This window comes from Variovorax sp. BGA-UO-ETr-C22 (assembly GCF_059567965.1).
This window is the reverse complement of the sequence record NZ_JCAQPA010000011.1, coordinates 990,532-1,007,311: the sequence shown is the minus strand read 5'-3', so window position 1 is coordinate 1,007,311 and position 16,780 is coordinate 990,532. Positions and strand designations below refer to the sequence as shown.

The window sequence follows — 16,780 nt, the reverse complement described above, 5'->3', positions numbered from 1 at the left end:
CCGTTTTTTATTCCAGCAGCGCCGCAGCCACCAGTTTCTGTGTGTAGGGATGCTCGGGAGCGTCGAGGACGCGCAGGGCCGGGCCCGATTCAAGGATCGCCCCATCCTTCATCACGATGACCTGGTGCGCCATGGCGCGGATCACCTCGACGTCGTGCGTGATCAGGAGGTAGCTCAGCCCCCGCTCGCGCTGCAGCCGCTGCAGCAGGCCGAGCACCTGCTTCTGGATGGTCACGTCGAGCGCGCTGGTGGGCTCGTCGAGCACCAGCAACTGCGGATCGACGATCAGCGCCCGGGCGATCGCCAGCCGCTGGCGCTGCCCGCCCGAAAACTCGTGCGGATAGCGGTCGAGCAGCGCGGGAAACTGCGCCTCGCTCAAGCCCACGTCGGCCAGCGCCGTGAGCGCGCGCGCCCGGCGGGCCGCGGCGTCGAGCTCGGGCGCGTGCACGCGCAGCCCCTCGCCCACGATCTGCTCGACCGTCATGCGCGGCGAGAGCGACGAGAACGGGTCCTGGAACACCACCTGCATCGTGCGGCGCAGCGCGAGGTCGGAGGCGCGGTCGACCGCCCAGCCTTTCCCCGTCACCTGCAGTTCGCCCCGGTGCTTGAGCAGGCCGAGCGCGGCCAGCGCCAGCGTCGACTTGCCCGAGCCCGATTCACCGACCACGCCCAGCGTTTCGCCCGGCGCGATCCGGAAATCGGCGCCCTGTACGGCGACGAACTCGCCCTTGCGGAACCAGCCCGCGAAGCCGGGGCGCGACACCGGATAGCTCACGCGCAGCGCCCGGGCCTCCAGCACCGGCGGCGCCGCGCCGTCGGCGGCCGCCTCGGCCACGTCGCGCGCCGGATGGCTGTCGATCAGCTTGCGGGTGTAGGCATGCTGCGGCGCCTCGAACACCGTACCCACCGGGCCATGCTCGACGATGTGGCCGCGCTCCATTACCGCCACCCGGTCGGCGAAACGGCGCACCAGGTTCAGGTCGTGGGTGATGAGCAGCACGGCCATGCCGTACTTGCGCTGCAGCTCGGCCAGCAGCTCGAGGATCTGTGCGCGCACCGTGACGTCGAGCGCCGTGGTCGGCTCATCGGCCAGCAGCAGGCGCGGCTTGCAGGCCAGGGCCATCGCGATCATGGCGCGCTGGCGCTGCCCGCCCGACAGCTGGTGCGGATACGACCTCGCCCGCCGCGCCGGTTCGGGAATGCCGGTGTCGGCCAGCAGCTGCACAGCGGCCTCTTGCGCGGCGCGGGCCGACAGCCCTTCGTGCAACTCGAGCACCTCGGCGATCTGGTCGCCCACGGTGTACAGCGCATTGAGCGCGGTCATCGGCTCCTGGAAGATCATCGCGATCTCCTTGCCGCGGATGCCGCGCAGCACGCGCTCCGGAATCGACAGCAGGTCGCGCGCACCGCGCTGGTCTTGCGACCCCGACAGGGTCGCCACCCCGTCAAGGTCGGCGTTCTGCACCAGCCGCAGCAGCGACAGCGCCGTGACCGTCTTGCCCGAGCCCGACTCGCCGACCAGCGCGAGTTTTTCGCCGGCCGCAATCTGCAGGTCGATGCCATGCACCACCGGCTTGCCGCCGAAGGCGACGCGCAGCCCCTTCACGTCGAGCAAGGGCTGGTTCTTCGTCGTGTCGCGCATCGTCGTCATTTGTCGGCCTTCCGCGGGTCGAGCGCATCGCGCAGCGCGTCGCCCATGAAAGTCAGCAGCATCAGCGTGACGACCAGCACGCAGAAGGTGGACAGCGAGATCCACCAGGCGTCGATGTTCCCCTTGCCCTGGCTCAACAGTTCGCCGAGCGACGGCGTGCCGGGCGGAACGCCCAGCCCGAGGAAGTCGAGCGAGGTCAGCGCCAGGATGGCCGCGCTCATGCGGAACGGCAAAAAGGTGACGACCGGCACCATGCTGTTGGGCAGGATGTGGCGCCACATGATCTGCAGGTTGCCCACGCCGAGCGCGCGCGCGGCGCGCACGTAGTCCATCTGGCGGTTGCGCAGGAACTCGGCGCGCACGTAGTCCGACAGTCCCATCCAGCCGAACAGGCTCAGCAGGATCAAGAGCAGCGACACGCTCGGCGTGAAGATCGCGCTGAAGATGATCAGCAGGTACAGCTCGGGCATCGCGCTCCAGATCTCGATCAGGCGCTGGAAGGTCAGGTCGATCTTGCCGCCGAAGAAGCCCTGCACGGCGCCGGTCGCGATGCCCAGCACCACCCCGACCACCGTGAGCGCCAGCGCGAACAGCACGCTCACGCGAAAGCCGTAGATCAGCTGGGCCAGCAGGTCGCGCCCGCGTTCGTCGGTGCCCAGCAGGTTCGCGTGCGAGGGCGCGGCGGGGTTCGGCGGCTTCGAGAAATAGTTGAGCGTGGCCGGGCCGTAGCGGTTGGGCGCATACAGCGCCCAGTTGTCGCCCTGCGTGATGCGCTGCTCGATGAAGGGGTCGAGGTAGTCGGCCGGCGTTTCGAAGTCGCCGCCGAAGGTCTTCTCGGAATAGTCGCGCAGCACGGGGAAGTAGGTCTGGCCTTCGTAGCGCACCACCAGCGGCTTGTCGGTGGAGAGCACGTCCGCGAACAGGCTCAGCACCACCAGCGCCGAGAAGACGACCAGGCTCCAGAACCCCAGCGGGTTGCGGCGGAAACGGCGCCAGGCACGGCGCCCGGGGCTCACGGACACGGCGGCGGCTTCAGTCAAACTTCACCCTCGGATCGACCCAGACGTAGCAAAGATCGGAAATGAGCTTGGTCACCAGCCCGATCAGCGTGAACAGATACAACGTGCCCAAGAACACCGGGTAGTCGCGCCGCAGCACGCTCTCGTAGCTGAGCAGGCCCATGCCGTCGAGCGAGAACAGCGTCTCGATCAGCAGCGCGCCCGAGAAGAAGGCGCCGATGAAGGCGGTCGGAAAGCCCGTGATGATCGGGATCAGCGCATTGCGGAACACGTGCTTCCACAGCACCTGCCGCTCGGCCAGCCCCTTGGCGCGCGCTGTCAGCACGTACTGCTTGCGGATTTCCTCGAGGAAGGAGTTCTTGGTGAGCATCGCGGTGATCGCGAAGCTGCCCAGCACCATGGCCGTCACCGGCAAGGTGATGTGCCACAGGTAGTCGACGATGCGCGCACCCCAGCTCAGCGACTCCCAGTTCGGCGAGGTCAGCCCGCGCAGCGGGAACCACTGCAGCTGGCCGCCGAAGATCACCAGCAGCGCCACGCCCAGCACGAAGCCCGGGATGGCGTAGCCGACGAGCACCAACAGCGTCGTGAAGAAGTCGAAGCGCGAGCCCGCCCGCACGGCCTTGGCCACGCCCAGCGGCACCGCGATGAGGTAGCTGATGAAGAAGGTCCACAGCCCCAGGCTGATCGACACCGGCAGCTTCTCCTTGATGAGCTGCCACACGTCCTTGCTCTGGAAGAAGCTCTTGCCCAGGTCGAAGCGGGCGAACTGCTTGAGCATCTGCCAGAAGCGCTCGGGGGCCGGCTTGTCGAAGCCGTAGAGCGCCTTGATCTCGGCCACCTGCTTGGCGTCGAGCGTGCGGCCGGTGGGGCCGCCCGAGATGCGGTTCTCCTTGTTGGTGAGTTGCGAGAGCAGCTGTTCGGCCGGACCGCCCGGCACGAACTGCACGATGGCGAAATTGAGCAGCAGCACGCCGAACAGCGTGGGAACGATCAGCAGGAGGCGTCGGATCAGGTAGGCGGCCATGCGTGTTCTTCTACTTGACGCTCGGGTCGATCCACCACATCGTCAGCATCGCCGACCCCGCGAGCAGGCGCTGCGGCAAGGGCGCGTCCGGGCGATGCAGCTTTCGCTTGTGGGCAATGAAATACTGCTTGCCGTAGTACATCGGGGTCATGTAGTGCTGGTGGAGCAAGTAGCGGTCCAGCAGTCGCGCGGCCGCCGCGAGCGAGGCCCGGTCGTGGCTGTTGACGATCACCTCGACGATCTCGTCGACCACCGGGTCGCTGATGCCGCTCAGGTTCTGGCTGCCCTTCTCGCTCGCCGATTTCGAGCCGAAGTCGTCGTACAGCTCGTTGCCCGGGCTCGACGAGCCACCGACGAGGCTGATGGCCATGTCGAAATCGAAGTCGTCCAGCTTCTTCTTCAGCAAGCTCGGGTCGCGCAGGCGGTAGTCGAGCCGGATGCCCAGCTTGCCGAGGTTGCGCGCATACGGCGCGAGCACCACGCCCGAGCTGCGGTCGGCGATGTCGATGGTGATCACGAACGGCGTGCCGGCCTTGTCGCGCAACGCACCGTCGCGGTAGGTCCAGCCGGCTTCCTTGAGCAGTTCCTGCGCCTTCACGAGGTTGCGCCGCAGGCCTTCGGCGGTGTCGCCGCTGCTGTCGGGGCGTGGCAACTCGCCCTTCGTGTTGTCGAGGTAGCGCTGCCGGGTCTTGAGCTTGTCGATCAGCGCCTGCTCCTCGGGGCTGACCTCGGGCTGGGCCATGAGGTCGTCGCTGTTCTGGAAGTAGCTCTGGGTGCGCCCGCGGCGGCCGTAGAACAGGTGGGCGTTAAGCCAGTCGAAGTCGAAGGCCAGCGCCAGCGCCCTGCGCACGCGCATGTCGGCGAAGCGGGGTTGCCGCAGGTTGGGCGCCAGGCCCTGCATGCCGGTGAAGCGGCGGTGCGCGATCTCTTCCTTGACCAGCTCGCCGGAGTCGAAGCGGCGGCCCTTGTAGCGGCGCACCCACGCGATGATCGAGCGCTCTTCCATCGCGTCGAGCGCGCCGGCCTTGAGCGACTCTTCCTCGCCGAGCGAGTCCTTGAAATACTGGTACGACACCGTGTCGTAGTTGAACATCCCCTTGCGCACCGGCAGGTTGGCGGCCCAGTAGTCCGGGCGCCGGCGGTAGGAGATGAACTTGCCGAAATCGACCCTGTCCACCACGTACGGCCCGCTCGCGATCGGCGCCTCGGTCACGATCTGGTCGAAGGGCTTGCCCTTGCCCCAGGCGCTGGAGAACACCGGCAACCCACCGATGATCATGTGCAGCTCGGCGTTCTGGCGCACGAAGTCGAAGCGGATGGTGCGCTCGCCCGTCACCACGGCCTCCTTGATGTCGGCCCAGTACGAGCGGAAGGTCGGCCCGGCCGCCTTGCTGCGCAAGGTATCGAAGGAGTACTTCACGTCCTTCGCCAGCACCGGCGAGCCGTCGGAAAACCGCGCCTTGGGGTTCAGCCGGAACGTGACGCTCAAGCGGTCGGGCGCCAGCTGGATGTCTTCGGCCAACAAGCCGTACTGCGAGAAGGGCTCGTCCTCGCTCGGCGTGGTCAGCGAGTCGAAGAGCAGGCCGTACTCGGAGAACACGAAGCCGTTGGCGCTGTAGCCCATGCCCACCGGGGGCACGCCGCGCAAGGTGAAGGGGTTGAGCTTGTCGAAGCTGCCGGCGGCCGACAGGGTCAGGTCGCCGCCCTTGGGTGCGTTGGGGTTCACGTAGTCGAAATGCGTGAACGACGCCGGGTACTTGGGCTCGTAACCCATGCCCAGCCCGTGCGCCGCCCACGAGGGCAGCGCCAGGAGCGCCAACATCCAGAGCAGCCAACCTCGCATGCGAGAATTCTGCCCAAGATTTTCACGAGGCAACTTCATGGGCTTTCTTTCCGGCAAGAAACTGTTGATCACCGGTGTGTTGAGCAATCGCTCCATTGCATATGGCATTGCCAAGGCCTGTCACGACCAGGGCGCGGAACTCGCCTTCAGTTATGTCGGCGAGCGATTCAAGGACCGTATCACCGAATATGCCGCAGACTTCGGCTCGAAACTGATTTTCGACTGCGACGTGGGCGACGACGCGCAGATCGACAAGCTCTTTGCCGACCTTGCGCAGACCTGGCCCAAATTCGACGGCTTCGTGCACAGCATCGGCTTCGCCACGCGCGAATCGATCGCCGGCGACTTCCTTGAGGGCCTCTCGCGCGAAGGCTTCAAGATCGCGCACGACATCAGTGCGTACAGCTTCCCGGCCATGGCCAAGGCGGCCCTGCCCTACCTCAACGACAAGTCGGCCCTGCTCACGCTGACCTACCTGGGTGCCGAGCGCGCACTGCCCAACTACAACACCATGGGCCTGGCCAAGGCCTCGCTCGAAGCCTCGGTGCGCTACACCGCCGCCTCGCTCGGCCCGAAGGGCATGCGCGTGAACGGCATCAGCGCCGGCCCCATCAAGACGCTCGCCGCCAGCGGCATCAAGAGCTTCAGCAAGATCCTCACGGCCGTGGCCGACGCCTCGCCGATCCGCCGCAACGTGACCATCGAGGAAGTCGGCAACGTGGCCGCCTTCCTGCTGAGCGACCTGGCCAGCGGCGTGACCGCCGAGATCACCTACGTGGACGGCGGCTTCAGCAACGTGGTCGGAGGCATGGCGGAGTAATTTCCCCTCTCGGCTCCCAGCGCCTGCCACCGTGTTGAATCGACGCTCCCTCCTCCTGCTTGCGGGACTGGGCGCAGCCCTCTCGGGCCGCGCCGCGTTCGCACGCGCCGCCGCGCCCGCCCTGATGCTGGCCGAGGTGTACCGCCCCGGCATGTCGCTCGCGGGCTACTGGGTCAGCGAGAAGTTCGACGGCGTGCGCGGCTACTGGGACGGCCAGAAGCTCTGGACCCGTGGCGGCGAGCCCGTCATGGCACCGGCGTGGTTCACCGCCTCGCTGCCCAAGCAGCCGCTCGACGGCGAACTGTGGGCGGGACGTGGCCGCTTCAACCACACGATGTCGACCGTGCGCAGCCAGACGCCCAGCGACACCGCCTGGCACGAGATCCGTTTCATGGTGTTCGACCTGCCCGCCCAAGGCGGCGACTTCAACACCCGCCTCGCGGCGCTGCGCAAACTGCTGCCGATCACCGACGCGCCCTGGGTGGTGGCCGTGCCGCAGCAGCCCGCCACCACGCACGAGGACCTGCAGGCGCTGCTCGACAAGACCGTGAAGATGGGCGGCGAAGGCCTGATGCTGCACCGGGGCGCGTCGATGTACCGCGGTGAGCGCAACAACGACCTGCTCAAGGTCAAGCCCTTCGAGGACGCCGAGGCCCGCGTGGTCGCGCACCTGCCCGGCAAGGGCAAGCACCACGGCCGGCTCGGCGCGTTGATGGTCGAGATGCCCGACGGCCAGCGCTTCCGCCTCGGCACCGGCCTGACCGACGCCGAGCGCGACCAGCCGCCGCCGATCGGCAGCCTGGTGACCTACCGCTACAACGGCACGCACCCGAGCGGGTTGCCCAAATTCGCCCGCTTCATGCGCGTACGCGAAGGCTAGCCTCGCCTTAGCAGACCGTGCCCCTCACCGGGGCACGCTCCTCTCTCAGCTTGCCTTGCGCACGCAGTCCGCGTAGTACCGCTTCTTGCCCGTCTCGTCGATGCGCGCCACCAGGCCGTGGATGTCGGTCTCGAAGCCCGGGCACTGCAGGTTGAACTCGCGCGAGAACTTCAGGTAGTCGACGATCTTCTTGTTGAACACTTCGCCCGGGATCAGCAGCGGAATGCCCGGCGGGTACGGCGTGATCAGGCTGGTGGTGATGCGGCCTTCGAGCTCGTCGATCTCCACGCGCTCGGTCTTGCGGTGCGCGATGTGGGCGAAGGCGTCGCTGGGCTTCATGGCCGGCGTCAGGTCGCTCAGGTACATCTCGGTCGTGAGGCGGGCCACGTCGTAGCGCGCGTACAGCTGGTGGATGTGCTGGCACAGGTCGCGCAGACCCAGGCGTTCGTAACCCGGGTGCTGCTGGCAGAACTCGGGCAGGATGCGCCACATCGGCTGGTTGCGCGCGTAGTCGTCCTTGAACTGCTGCAGCGCCGTGAGCAGCGTGTTCCAGCGGCCCTTGGTGATGCCGATGGTGAACATGATGAAGAAGCTGTACAGGCCCGTCTTCTCCACGATCACGCCGTGCTCGGCCAGGAACTTGGTCACCACGCTGGCGGGGATGCCGGTCTCGGCAAAGTTGCCTTCCAGGTCCAGGCCCGGCGTGACGATGGTCGACTTGATCGGGTCGAGCATGTTAAAGCCGTCGGCCAGCTCACCGAAGCCGTGCCAGTTGCGCGGCGACTTCTTGCTCTTGGGCTTGCCGTTCTTCTCGCCGTGCATGATCCAGTCTTCGGCGCGGCCGATGCCCTCGTCGACGAGCTTCTCGGGGCCCCAGACCTTGAACCACCACTCGTCCTTGCCGAACTCTTCCTCGACCTTGCGCATGGCGCGGCGGAAATCGAGCGCTTCCAGGATGCTCTCTTCCACTAGCGCGGTACCGCCGGGCGGCTCCATCATGGCGGCGGCCACGTCGCAGCTTGCGATGATCGCGTACTGCGGGCTGGTCGACGAGTGCATCAGGTAGGCCTCGTTGAAGAGGTCGCGGTCCAGCGCACGGTTTTGCGAGTCCTGCACCAGCACGTGGCTGGCCTGGCTGATGCCGGCAAGCAGCTTGTGCGTCGACTGCGTGGCGAACACCAGCGACTCCTTCGGGCGCACGCGGCGCTTGCCCATCGCGTGGTAGGCGCCGTAGAACGGGTGGAAGGCGGCGTGCGGCAGCCAGGCTTCGTCGAAGTGCAAGGTGTCGACGTAGCCGTCGAGCATGTTCTTGATGGTCTCGGTGTTGTAGATCACGCCGTCGTAGGTCGACTGGGTGAGCGTCATCACGCGCGGCTTGACCTTGTTCGGGTCCACGTCGGCGAGCAGCGGATTGGCCTTGATCTTGGCCTTGATGGCGCTCTGCTCGAACTCGCTCTTCGGGATCGGGCCGATGATGCCGAAGTGGTTGCGCGTGGGCTTCATGAACACCGGAATCGCGCCGGTCATGATGATCGCGTGCAGGATCGACTTGTGGCAGTTGCGGTCCACCACCACCACGTCGTCAGGCGCCACCGTGTGGTGCCACACCATCTTGTTGCTGGTGCTGGTGCCGTTGGTCACGAAGAAGCAGTGGTCGGCATTGAAGATGCGCGCCGCATTGCGCTCGCTGGCCGCCACCGGGCCGGTGTGGTCGAGCAGCTGGCCCAGTTCTTCCACCGCGTTGCAGACGTCGGCGCGCAGCATGTTCTCGCCGAAGAACTGGTGGAACATCTGACCCACCGGGCTCTTCAGGAACGCCACGCCACCCGAGTGGCCCGGGCAGTGCCACGAGTACGAACCGTCTTCGGCGTAGTCGATCAGCGCCTTGAAGAACGGCGGCTGCACGCCCTCCAGGTAGCTCTTGGCCTCGCGGATGATGTGGCGCGCCACGAATTCGGGGGTGTCCTCGAACATGTGGATGAAGCCGTGCAGCTCGCGCAGGATGTCATTCGGGATGTGGCGCGAGGTCTTGGTCTCGCCGTAGATGTAGATCGGCACGTCGGCGTTCTTGCGACGCACCTCGCCGATGAAGCTGCGCAGGCTCAGCACGGCCGGGTCGAGGTCGGGGCCGACCGAGAACTCTTCGTCGTCGATCGACAGGATGAAGGCGCTGGCGCGGCTTTGCTGCTGCGCGAACTGGCTCAGGTCGCCGTAGCTCGTGACGCCCAGCACCTCGAAGCCCTCGCTTTCGAAGGCCTGCGCGAGCGCGCGGATGCCGAGGCCCGAAGTGTTTTCGGAGCGGAAGTCCTCGTCGATGATGACGATGGGAAAGCGAAATTTCATGAGCGGGGCTCCGGACAGGCAGTCAGACGGGCAATGAGCGAGGCGCGAAGTGTACGGAATTCGGATGACGGATTGCGTCAGCCCCCTGCAAGCCCCGCAGGGCACGCCGGCCCGAGCAGCCCCACCGGGCGCCATATCCCTACGCGACACAGGCGCATGGCGCGCCATGCCGCAGAATGGCGAAGGTCCAAGTAACAAAAGAAGAGAGGAGTTGCCATGGGAAATCCCACCTTCTGGTGGTTGATCGCAGGCGCGGCCATCGTGGCCGAGTTGTTGTCCGGCACGGTGTACCTGCTGCTGCTGGCCGCCGGCTTCGCCGCCGCAGCCATCGCCGCGCACCTGGGCTTCAGCCTCGTCACGCAGCTGCTGGTGGCCGCCGTGGTCGGCGTGGGCGCGGTCGTGACCTGGTACCTGATCCGCCGCAACCGCCCTGCCGAGCCCTCCAGCGAGGCCAACCGCGACCTCAACCTGGACATCGGCGAGAGCGTGTACGTCGATGCCTGGAACCCCGACGGCACCGCCACCGTGCGCTACCGCGGCTCGCAATGGACCGTCGTGCTGCGCGCGGGCCATGCACCCTCCACCGGCGAGCATCGCGTGGTCGAGGTGGTCGGCAGTCGCCTCGTGGTCGACAAGATCTAGCAGTTCAATCGGTCAGTCAGAAAAACGCATTCGAAAAGGAAGCAACACCATGGAATTTTCAGTTCCTCTCATCATCCTGGTCATCGCGATCATCTTCATCAGCCAGTCGGTCAAGTTCGTGCCGCAGCAGAACGCATGGGTGCGCGAGCGCCTGGGCAAGTACCACGGCACCATGACGCCCGGCCCGAACTTCCTGATCCCGTTCATCGACCGCGTGGCCTACAAGCACAGCCTGAAGGAAATCCCGCTCGACGTGCCCAGCCAGATCTGCATCACGCGCGACAACACGCAGCTGCAGGTCGACGGCATCCTGTACTTCCAGGTGACCGACCCGATGCGCGCCAGCTACGGCTCGTCGAACTACATCGTGGCCGTGACCCAGCTCGCACAGACCTCGCTGCGCAGCGTGATCGGCAAGCTCGAGCTCGACAAGACCTTCGAGGAGCGCGACGTGATCAACGCCCAGGTCGTGGCCGCCATCGACGAGGCCGCGCTCAACTGGGGCGTGAAGGTGCTGCGCTACGAAATCAAGGACCTGACGCCGCCGAAGGAAATCCTCTTGGCCATGCAGGCACAGATCACCGCCGAACGCGGCAAGCGCGCGCTCATCGCCGCTTCGGAAGGCCGTCGCCAGGAACAGATCAACATCGCCACCGGCGAACGCGAAGCCTTCATTGCCCGCTCCGAGGGCGAGAAGCAGGCGCAGATCAACAACGCGCAAGGTGAAGCCGCTGCCATCACGGCCGTGGCCACCGCCACCGCAGACGCCATCGAGCGCGTGGCCGCCGCCATCCGCCAGCCGGGCGGCGAACAGGCCGTGCAGCTGAAGGTGGCCGAGCGCGCCGTCGATGCCTACGGCAAGGTGGCCGCCGACTCCAAGACCACGCTCATCGTGCCGAGCAACATGACCGAGACGGCCGCGCTGATCTCGTCGGCCATGCGCATGATCCAAACCGGGAAAAGCGCCGGCCCGAACTGAAACCGCTGAAAACCCGCGCTACAATCGTGGGCTCAGGAGCGGTGGATGAGCGGTTTAAGTCGCACGCCTGGAAAGCGTGTGAGGGTTAATAGCCCTCCGCGGGTTCGAATCCCGCCTGCTCCGCCAAAACGATGCCCCAGTAGCTGCCAAGCTGCTGGGGCTTTTTGTTTGTTGGGCCCCCGCAATGGGTTTGCCTGTGCCTTGCGGACATCGGGCATGCCGTTGCCCGACCTCCTCCAGTTCAGCTGAACACGCTTTCGAGATCGACCTCTTCCGCGCTGTCGTCCAGCTTCAGGCTCTGCTCGATGTGGTCGAGGTGATGCAGCATGAGCTTCTCGGCGCGCGCGGCGTCGCCGCGGTTCACGGCGGCGACGATTTCCTCGTGCTCGTCGGCGCGGCAGCTGGTGGCCGTGGGCGCGTCGTACAGCGAGATGATCAGGCAGGTCAGCACCGACAGCTCGCGCATCGAGCGCGCCAGCGCCGAGTTGCCGGCCAGCTCGGCCAGCAGCACATGGAACTCGCCCGACAGTCGCACGATGGCGCGCTTGTCGTCGCGGCGCCGTGCGTCGGCCTCGAGTTCGATGTGGCGTTGCAGGCGCTCCCGCTTGGCGTCGTCGAGCGTACGGATGAGGCGGCGCAGCACGCCGGGCTCGATGAGGCGGCGCGCCTCGAACACGTCCTGCGCCTGCTCGATGGTGGGCTTGGCGACAAAGGCGCCGCGTTGCGGCACGAGTTCGACGATCTGTTCGTGCGCCAGCCGGGCCAGCACCTCGCGCACCTTGGCGCGGCTGGTCGCGAAGATCGTGGCCAGCCGGTCTTCGCCCAGCTTCGTGCCGGGCGCGAGACGGTGTTCCAGGATGGCGGCCGAGATTTTCTCGGCGATTTCATCGACGCTGTGTTCGCGGGCGTTGGGGGCACCGGTCGTGCCGGTGGCGCCAGTCGCGCCGTTCGCGCTGGTCTTGCGGGCTGGGGCTTTGGTGGGCATCGGCGCCGATTCTATCGACGCCCCCTCGAGGCTGCAGAGCGTCACGGGGCCCACCCCCTCAGCCTGGCGCGCGGGCGCCGTCGCGTGCCAGAAGCCGCGCCAGGGCCTCGGGCAGCCCCTGGTTCGGCTTGATCGGCGGCGGCGCAAAACTGCCCAGGCGCGCCGGCGCAGGTGCCAGCGACACGAGCGTCTGCGCATGGCACACGGCGCTCGACACGCCGTCGACCACGGGCACCGGAATGCGGTCCTTGATGGAGCGCGCCAGACCCGCCAGCGGCGCGCCGGCAATGATGATCACGTCCGCGCCGTCGTCCTCGATGGCCGACATGCACAGGGCCTCCAGGCGCTGGCCGTGGTCGTCCTGCACGTGGCCGATGTCCTTGAGCGGACCGTCGAGGCTGCGGATGCTCGCCAGCCGGTCGCTGAGGCCGTTGGCCTGCACGCACTCGCGGTACCAGGCCGTGATGCGCCGCGAGATCGCGACGATCGAGAAGCGCTTGCCCAGCAGGCACGCGCTCATGAGCGCGGCTTCGGTGAGGCCGACCACGGGGATGTCGAGCGCCTCGCGCAGGCCGTCGATGCCGGGGTCGCCGAAGGCCGCGACCACGATGGCGTCGTGCCGCGTGTGGTGTTCGGCCGCGAGCGTGGCGGCGGCGTAGGCGCCGATCAGCGATTCGAAGCGGGTCTCGATGTAGGCCACGCCGAAGGGCGCCGTGAGCACCTCGATGTGCGTGTCGCTCGCGGCTGCGCGCCGGGCCTCGGCCGCGATCAGGTCGGAGACGCTTTGCGAGGTGTTGGGGTTGATGAGCAGCAGGTTCATGGCGGTGGCTCCAGGTTCAGGCGGGTCGGCGGCTGGGCAGCAAGGTGGGCTCGCCCCGGCGCAGGAATTCTCCGCGTCCGGCGCGCGGATGGAAGCGTTCACCGTCCCACACGACCTCGCCGCGCGCCAGCGTCAGCGCCGGCCAGGCCTTCACCTCGATGCCCTCGTAGGGCGTGTAGTCGACGTCGTGGTGCAGGTCGGCGTTGCGGATGGCGCGCGGCGTGGTGCCCCAGACCACGAGGTCGGCATCGGCACCGACGGCGATCGTGCCCTTGCGCGGGTGCAGCCCGTAGGCCTTGGCGGGGTTGGTGGACGTCAGCTCGACGAACTTGTTGATGGTGATGCGCCCGTCGAGCACGCCGTGCGAGAACAAAAGTGGCAGCCGCGTCTCGATGCCCGGAATGCCGTTCGGGATGTGGCGGAACGCCACCTCTTCGCCGCCGGGCTTTTTGCCCTCGGGCGCGTCGTAGCGGAACGGCGCATGGTCCGACGAGAAGATCGTGAACAGCCCGTCGGACAGCCCATTCCAGATCACCTGCTGGTTCTCGCGGTTGCGCGGCGGCGGGCTGCAGACGCAGCGCGCGCCCTGGTAGCTGTCGTCGATGCCCAGGTCTTCGGCGGTCAGGAACAGGTACTGCGGACAGGTTTCGGCGAACACGCTCAGGCCGTGCGCGCGCGCCCAGCGGATCTGCTCGACGGCTTCGCGCCCCGACACGTGCACGATCATGATCGGCACGTCGACCAGCTCCGACAGCGCGATGGCGCGGTGCGTCGCCTCGCGCTCGACCAGCATCGGCCGCGAATGCGCATGAAAGCGCGGCGCGGTGCGCCCGCTGGCTTCGAGCCGCTTGGTCAGCCACTCGATGCAGTCGGCGTTCTCGGCATGGATCATGGCCATCGCGCCCTGCTCTCTCGCCACCGACAGCACGTCGAGGATCTGGCCGTCGTCCAGCTTCAGATCGTCGTAGGTCATGTAGATCTTGAACGAGGTGTAGCCCTCGGCGATGAGCTGCGGCAGCTCGTGCTTGAGCACCTCCTCGGTCGGGTCGCTCACGATCAGGTGGAAGGCGTGGTCGACGTGGGCGCGGCCCTCGGCGCGCTGGTGGTAGTCCTGCACGGCGGCGCGCAGCGACTGGCCCTTCTGCTGCGCCGCGAACGGGATCACGGTGGTCGTGCCGCCGCAGGCCGCGGCGCGGGTGCCGGAGCCGAAGTCGTCGGCCATGCGCACGGGCGGCTCCATCGGCTGGTCGAGGTGGCAGTGGGCGTCGACGCCGCCCGGCGTCACGTAGCGGCCGGCGGCGTCGATCTCCTGCCGGCCGGGCGGCAGGCCGAGGCCGAGCTGCACGATGCGGCCATCGCGGATGCCGATGTCCGAATCGAAGGTGCCGCTGGCGGTGGCAACGCGGGCGTTGCGCACCACGAGATCGAGGTCGCGGAAGGTCATGGTCTTTCTTTGCTTTTCTGTCTGTGTCGGGGGGTGCTTGCGAACGCTCAGGCGTTCGCGTCGAACAGCCGGCCCCAGCCCTTCACGGCGCCCGGCGCGACGCCGACGGTCTTCAGCGCGCGCCAGACCACGGTGGCCACCGAGTCGTAGATCGGGATGCCGAGCTCACGCTCCATCTCCTCGACCAGCTGCGCGCCGCTGAGGTTGGTGCACATGATGGTGATGGCGTCGGGGCGCTGCTGCGCCACCTCGCGCAGCATGCGGCGCAGCGTGTCGGGCTCGACCTCGCTGAACGAGAAGTTCACCGTGAGGTCCAGGTGGCGCTCGGCCACGCAGTCGATGCCGATGCCCGCGTAGTTGGCGACGATGCGCCGCTGCACGTCCTCGACGTACGGCGACACCAGCCCCAGCGTGCGCGCACCCTGCGCCGCCAGCAGTTCGTTGAGCGCCAGCACCGAGGTGGTCGCCGGGATGCCGGTGGCCTCGGTGATGCGCGCGCACAGCGCCTGGTCTTTCTCGAAGCCGAGCCAGCTGGCCGAGGTGCCGCTCCAGCAGATGGTGTCGACGCGCGCGTCGGCCAGCAGCCGCGCGGCCTCGAGGATCTTGCTGTCGTCGAACTGGTTCAGCGACGCGTCGCGCATCGAGATCTCGGTGACGGTGAAGCGCGAGAAATGCGCCGAGACGCCGGGCACGGCCGCGACCATCGCGCTGGTCAGCGGTTCGAGCGCGGTGTTCGAGGAAGGCGTGAGCACGCCGATGAGTTTGCGAGGGGTCATGGGATGGACGTCGGGGTGGTTGGCATCAGACCGGCAACTTCTTGCTGTAGTCGATCAGCATCGTCGAGCAGACGAACAGGCCCGCGCCGGCGGCCGTGAACAGCATCAGCGCCATGAAGTAGGAGCCGGTGGCCTGCACGATCAGGCCGACCACGATCGGCACGCCGATGCCCGCCACGTTGCCGCCCAGGTTCATCGTGCCGCCCAGGAAGCCGACCCGGGCACGCGTGCCGAGGATCGACGGCACGCACCAGAACAGGCCGCACCAGCGCAGGAAGAACAGCGTGACCGACAGCAGCACCACGACGGCGACCGGGTCCGTGATCCGCGTCACCATGAAGATGGCGATGGTCGCGATGATCGACGAGATGCCGAACAGCGTGCGCAGCACCTTGCTCTGCGACGCGCCGGCCGCCATCCATTTGTCGGCCAGCCAGCCGCCGAACATTTCGCCGACGAAGCCCGAGAAGAACATGATGAACACCGCGCCGCCCATCTGCTTGATGTCGAAGCCGTGCACCTTCGACAGGTAGTTGGGCATCCAGGTGAGCAGGCCGTAGAACAGCGCGTTGAAGCACATCCAGCCGAAGAACATGCCCCACACCGAGCGGTAGCGGAAGAAGTCGAGCACGCGGCCGCTGGCATTGGCCGATTCCTTGGCGGCATCGGCGGCGTGGCTGGCCTCGATGTAGCGCGCCTCGGCCTCGTTCACGTCGGGATGCTGGCGCGGATGGTTGCGGATGTAGCGCCAGGCGAAGTAGCCGGCGATGACGGTGCCAACACCGGCGATCACGAAGGCCAGGCGCCACGAGCCGAGCACGGCGATCAGCGCCGAGATCAGGATCGCGCCCAGCGCCGCGCCCAGGGGCGCGCCGCCGTCGAGCAAGGTGGCGCCGCGCCCGCGTTCGGTCTGCGTCATCCAGATGCCGTTGAGCTTGCCGCCCGCCGGGTAGATCGGCGCCTCGGCCGCGCCCAGGCCCAGCCGCGTGAGCAGCAGGGGCACCCAGCCGGTGCAGGCCGCGGCGATGGCCTGGAAGAAGCCCCAGCCCACGGTGGCGCCGGCAATGACGACGCGCGGGCCGAAGCGGTCGGCCAGCATGCCGCCCGGGATCTGCATCAGCGCATAGGTCCAGAAGAAGGAGCTGAGCAGCAGGCCCTGCACGGCCGGGCCGATGTCGAACTCCTTGGCGATCAGCGGCATGGCCACCGAGAGCGAGGCCCGGTCGATGTAGTTGATCGAGATCAGGAACAACATCATCAGGAAGATCTTCCAGCGCACCTTGGTGGGCTGGAGGGCGCCGTCGGGCGCTGCGGCGGTCGCCTTGGCGCCGTCCGTCATGGTGTTTTGCATCGGTTTGTCTCCTTGCAGTGGCACGGATGCCAGCTTGCAAGGAAACGACCCGGCACGCTGGCGAACTTTGCAGTCGCGGGTCGGGCTGGTCCGGTCCAGTGCACCACCGAGGCTGTGGAGCGGAATTTAGGCTTTGTCGAAATTAACGTCAACATCAATGTTGACAATCTTGTTGACGATAATGGCAAACACCTAGACCG

Annotated in this window: 14 protein-coding genes and 1 tRNA gene; 5 read left to right on the top strand and 10 right to left on the bottom strand. The window is 67.1% G+C overall.

The features are described 5' to 3' along the window. Window positions 1-7: 7 nt before the first annotated feature. Genes AC57B8_RS24765 through AC57B8_RS24750 form a run of 4 tightly spaced genes read right to left on the bottom strand, consistent with a single transcriptional unit; the run spans window position 8 to window position 5,540 of the window. Window positions 8-1,642, bottom strand: a complete 1,635-nt coding sequence (locus AC57B8_RS24765; RefSeq protein WP_496482240.1) for an ABC transporter ATP-binding protein — start codon at window positions 1,640-1,642, stop codon at window positions 8-10. A gap of 5 nt (window positions 1,643-1,647) precedes the next feature. Next, window positions 1,648-2,691, bottom strand: a complete 1,044-nt coding sequence (locus AC57B8_RS24760; protein WP_062479825.1) for an ABC transporter permease — start codon at window positions 2,689-2,691, stop codon at window positions 1,648-1,650. Beyond that, entirely contained in the window at window positions 2,684-3,697 is a 1,014-nt protein-coding gene (locus AC57B8_RS24755; protein WP_062479827.1) for a microcin C ABC transporter permease YejB, read from the bottom strand. Before AC57B8_RS24755 ends, AC57B8_RS24760 begins: the two co-directional genes overlap by 8 nt. Window positions 3,698-3,707: 10 nt before the next feature. Beyond that, a complete protein-coding gene (locus AC57B8_RS24750) occupies window positions 3,708-5,540 on the bottom strand; it encodes an extracellular solute-binding protein (RefSeq protein WP_496481049.1) in 1,833 nt (610 codons plus the stop codon). A gap of 37 nt (window positions 5,541-5,577) precedes the next feature. Here AC57B8_RS24750 and fabI point away from each other — a divergent pair, with 37 nt between their 5' ends. Next, window positions 5,578-6,360 (top strand): enoyl-ACP reductase FabI, encoded by a 783-nt coding sequence (gene fabI / locus AC57B8_RS24745; protein WP_307693525.1) that lies wholly within the window; start codon window positions 5,578-5,580, stop codon window positions 6,358-6,360. Between the two features lie 31 nt (window positions 6,361-6,391). Further along, complete coding sequence (locus tag AC57B8_RS24740) at window positions 6,392-7,240, top strand: DNA ligase (RefSeq protein ID WP_062479832.1); 849 nt, start codon at window positions 6,392-6,394, stop codon at window positions 7,238-7,240. A 45-nt stretch (window positions 7,241-7,285) separates the two neighbouring features. On the opposite strand, the gene AC57B8_RS24735 is transcribed toward AC57B8_RS24740, so the two are convergent. Further along, window positions 7,286-9,583, bottom strand: a complete 2,298-nt coding sequence (locus AC57B8_RS24735) for an arginine/lysine/ornithine decarboxylase (protein WP_139701637.1) — start codon at window positions 9,581-9,583, stop codon at window positions 7,286-7,288. 216 nt (window positions 9,584-9,799) lie between these two features. On the opposite strand from AC57B8_RS24735, the gene AC57B8_RS24730 reads away from it, so the two are divergent. The 3 genes from AC57B8_RS24730 (at window position 9,800) to AC57B8_RS24720 (ending at window position 11,330) form a co-directional block, all read left to right on the top strand. Then, window positions 9,800-10,225 (top strand): NfeD family protein, encoded by a 426-nt coding sequence (locus AC57B8_RS24730; RefSeq protein WP_095745395.1) that lies wholly within the window; start codon window positions 9,800-9,802, stop codon window positions 10,223-10,225. A 49-nt stretch (window positions 10,226-10,274) separates the two neighbouring features. Further along, a complete protein-coding gene (locus AC57B8_RS24725) occupies window positions 10,275-11,204 on the top strand; it encodes an SPFH domain-containing protein (RefSeq protein ID WP_056580537.1) in 930 nt (309 codons plus the stop codon). A 35-nt stretch (window positions 11,205-11,239) separates the two neighbouring features. Next, a tRNA-Ser gene (locus AC57B8_RS24720) sits at window positions 11,240-11,330 on the top strand. A 115-nt stretch (window positions 11,331-11,445) separates the two neighbouring features. Here the strand turns inward: AC57B8_RS24720 and AC57B8_RS24715 are convergent. Genes AC57B8_RS24715 through AC57B8_RS24695 form a run of 5 tightly spaced genes read right to left on the bottom strand, consistent with a single transcriptional unit; the run spans window position 11,446 to window position 16,580 of the window. Then, window positions 11,446-12,189 carry a GntR family transcriptional regulator gene (locus tag AC57B8_RS24715; protein ID WP_307588416.1) on the bottom strand — a complete coding sequence of 248 codons (744 nt, stop codon included), beginning with the start codon at window positions 12,187-12,189 and terminating at the stop codon, window positions 11,446-11,448. Between the two features lie 58 nt (window positions 12,190-12,247). Further along, window positions 12,248-13,009, bottom strand: a complete 762-nt coding sequence (locus AC57B8_RS24710) for an aspartate/glutamate racemase family protein (RefSeq protein WP_496481048.1) — start codon at window positions 13,007-13,009, stop codon at window positions 12,248-12,250. 16 nt (window positions 13,010-13,025) lie between these two features. After that, window positions 13,026-14,453, bottom strand: coding sequence for a dihydropyrimidinase (gene hydA, locus AC57B8_RS24705; protein ID WP_496481047.1), 1,428 nt, complete (start codon window positions 14,451-14,453; stop codon window positions 13,026-13,028). A 47-nt stretch (window positions 14,454-14,500) separates the two neighbouring features. Continuing rightward, on the bottom strand, window positions 14,501-15,229 hold the full coding sequence (locus tag AC57B8_RS24700; RefSeq protein ID WP_307588422.1) for a maleate cis-trans isomerase family protein: 729 nt from the start codon (window positions 15,227-15,229) through the stop codon (window positions 14,501-14,503). Between the two features lie 25 nt (window positions 15,230-15,254). Further along, a complete protein-coding gene (locus tag AC57B8_RS24695) occupies window positions 15,255-16,580 on the bottom strand; it encodes an MFS transporter (protein ID WP_496481046.1) in 1,326 nt (441 codons plus the stop codon). Between the last annotated feature and the right edge of the window lie 200 nt (window positions 16,581-16,780).

Bases quoted from the DNA above. Each gene is read 5' to 3' on its own strand.
- AC57B8_RS24765 (WP_496482240.1), bottom strand. From the start codon at position 1,642: ATGCGCGACACGACGAAGAACCAGCCCTTGCTCGACGTGAAGGGGCTG.
- AC57B8_RS24755 (WP_062479827.1), bottom strand. From the start codon at position 3,697: ATGGCCGCCTACCTGATCCGACGCCTCCTGCTGATCGTTCCCACGCTG.
- AC57B8_RS24750 (WP_496481049.1), bottom strand. From the start codon at position 5,540: ATGCGAGGTTGGCTGCTCTGGATGTTGGCGCTCCTGGCGCTGCCCTCG.
- fabI (WP_307693525.1), top strand. From the start codon at position 5,578: ATGGGCTTTCTTTCCGGCAAGAAACTGTTGATCACCGGTGTGTTGAGC.
- AC57B8_RS24735 (WP_139701637.1), bottom strand. From the start codon at position 9,583: ATGAAATTTCGCTTTCCCATCGTCATCATCGACGAGGACTTCCGCTCC.
- AC57B8_RS24730 (WP_095745395.1), top strand. From the start codon at position 9,800: ATGGGAAATCCCACCTTCTGGTGGTTGATCGCAGGCGCGGCCATCGTG.
- AC57B8_RS24725 (WP_056580537.1), top strand. From the start codon at position 10,275: ATGGAATTTTCAGTTCCTCTCATCATCCTGGTCATCGCGATCATCTTC.
- AC57B8_RS24715 (WP_307588416.1), bottom strand. From the start codon at position 12,189: ATGCCCACCAAAGCCCCAGCCCGCAAGACCAGCGCGAACGGCGCGACT.
- AC57B8_RS24710 (WP_496481048.1), bottom strand. From the start codon at position 13,009: ATGAACCTGCTGCTCATCAACCCCAACACCTCGCAAAGCGTCTCCGAC.
- hydA (WP_496481047.1), bottom strand. From the start codon at position 14,453: ATGACCTTCCGCGACCTCGATCTCGTGGTGCGCAACGCCCGCGTTGCC.
- AC57B8_RS24700 (WP_307588422.1), bottom strand. From the start codon at position 15,229: ATGACCCCTCGCAAACTCATCGGCGTGCTCACGCCTTCCTCGAACACC.
- AC57B8_RS24695 (WP_496481046.1), bottom strand. From the start codon at position 16,580: ATGCAAAACACCATGACGGACGGCGCCAAGGCGACCGCCGCAGCGCCC.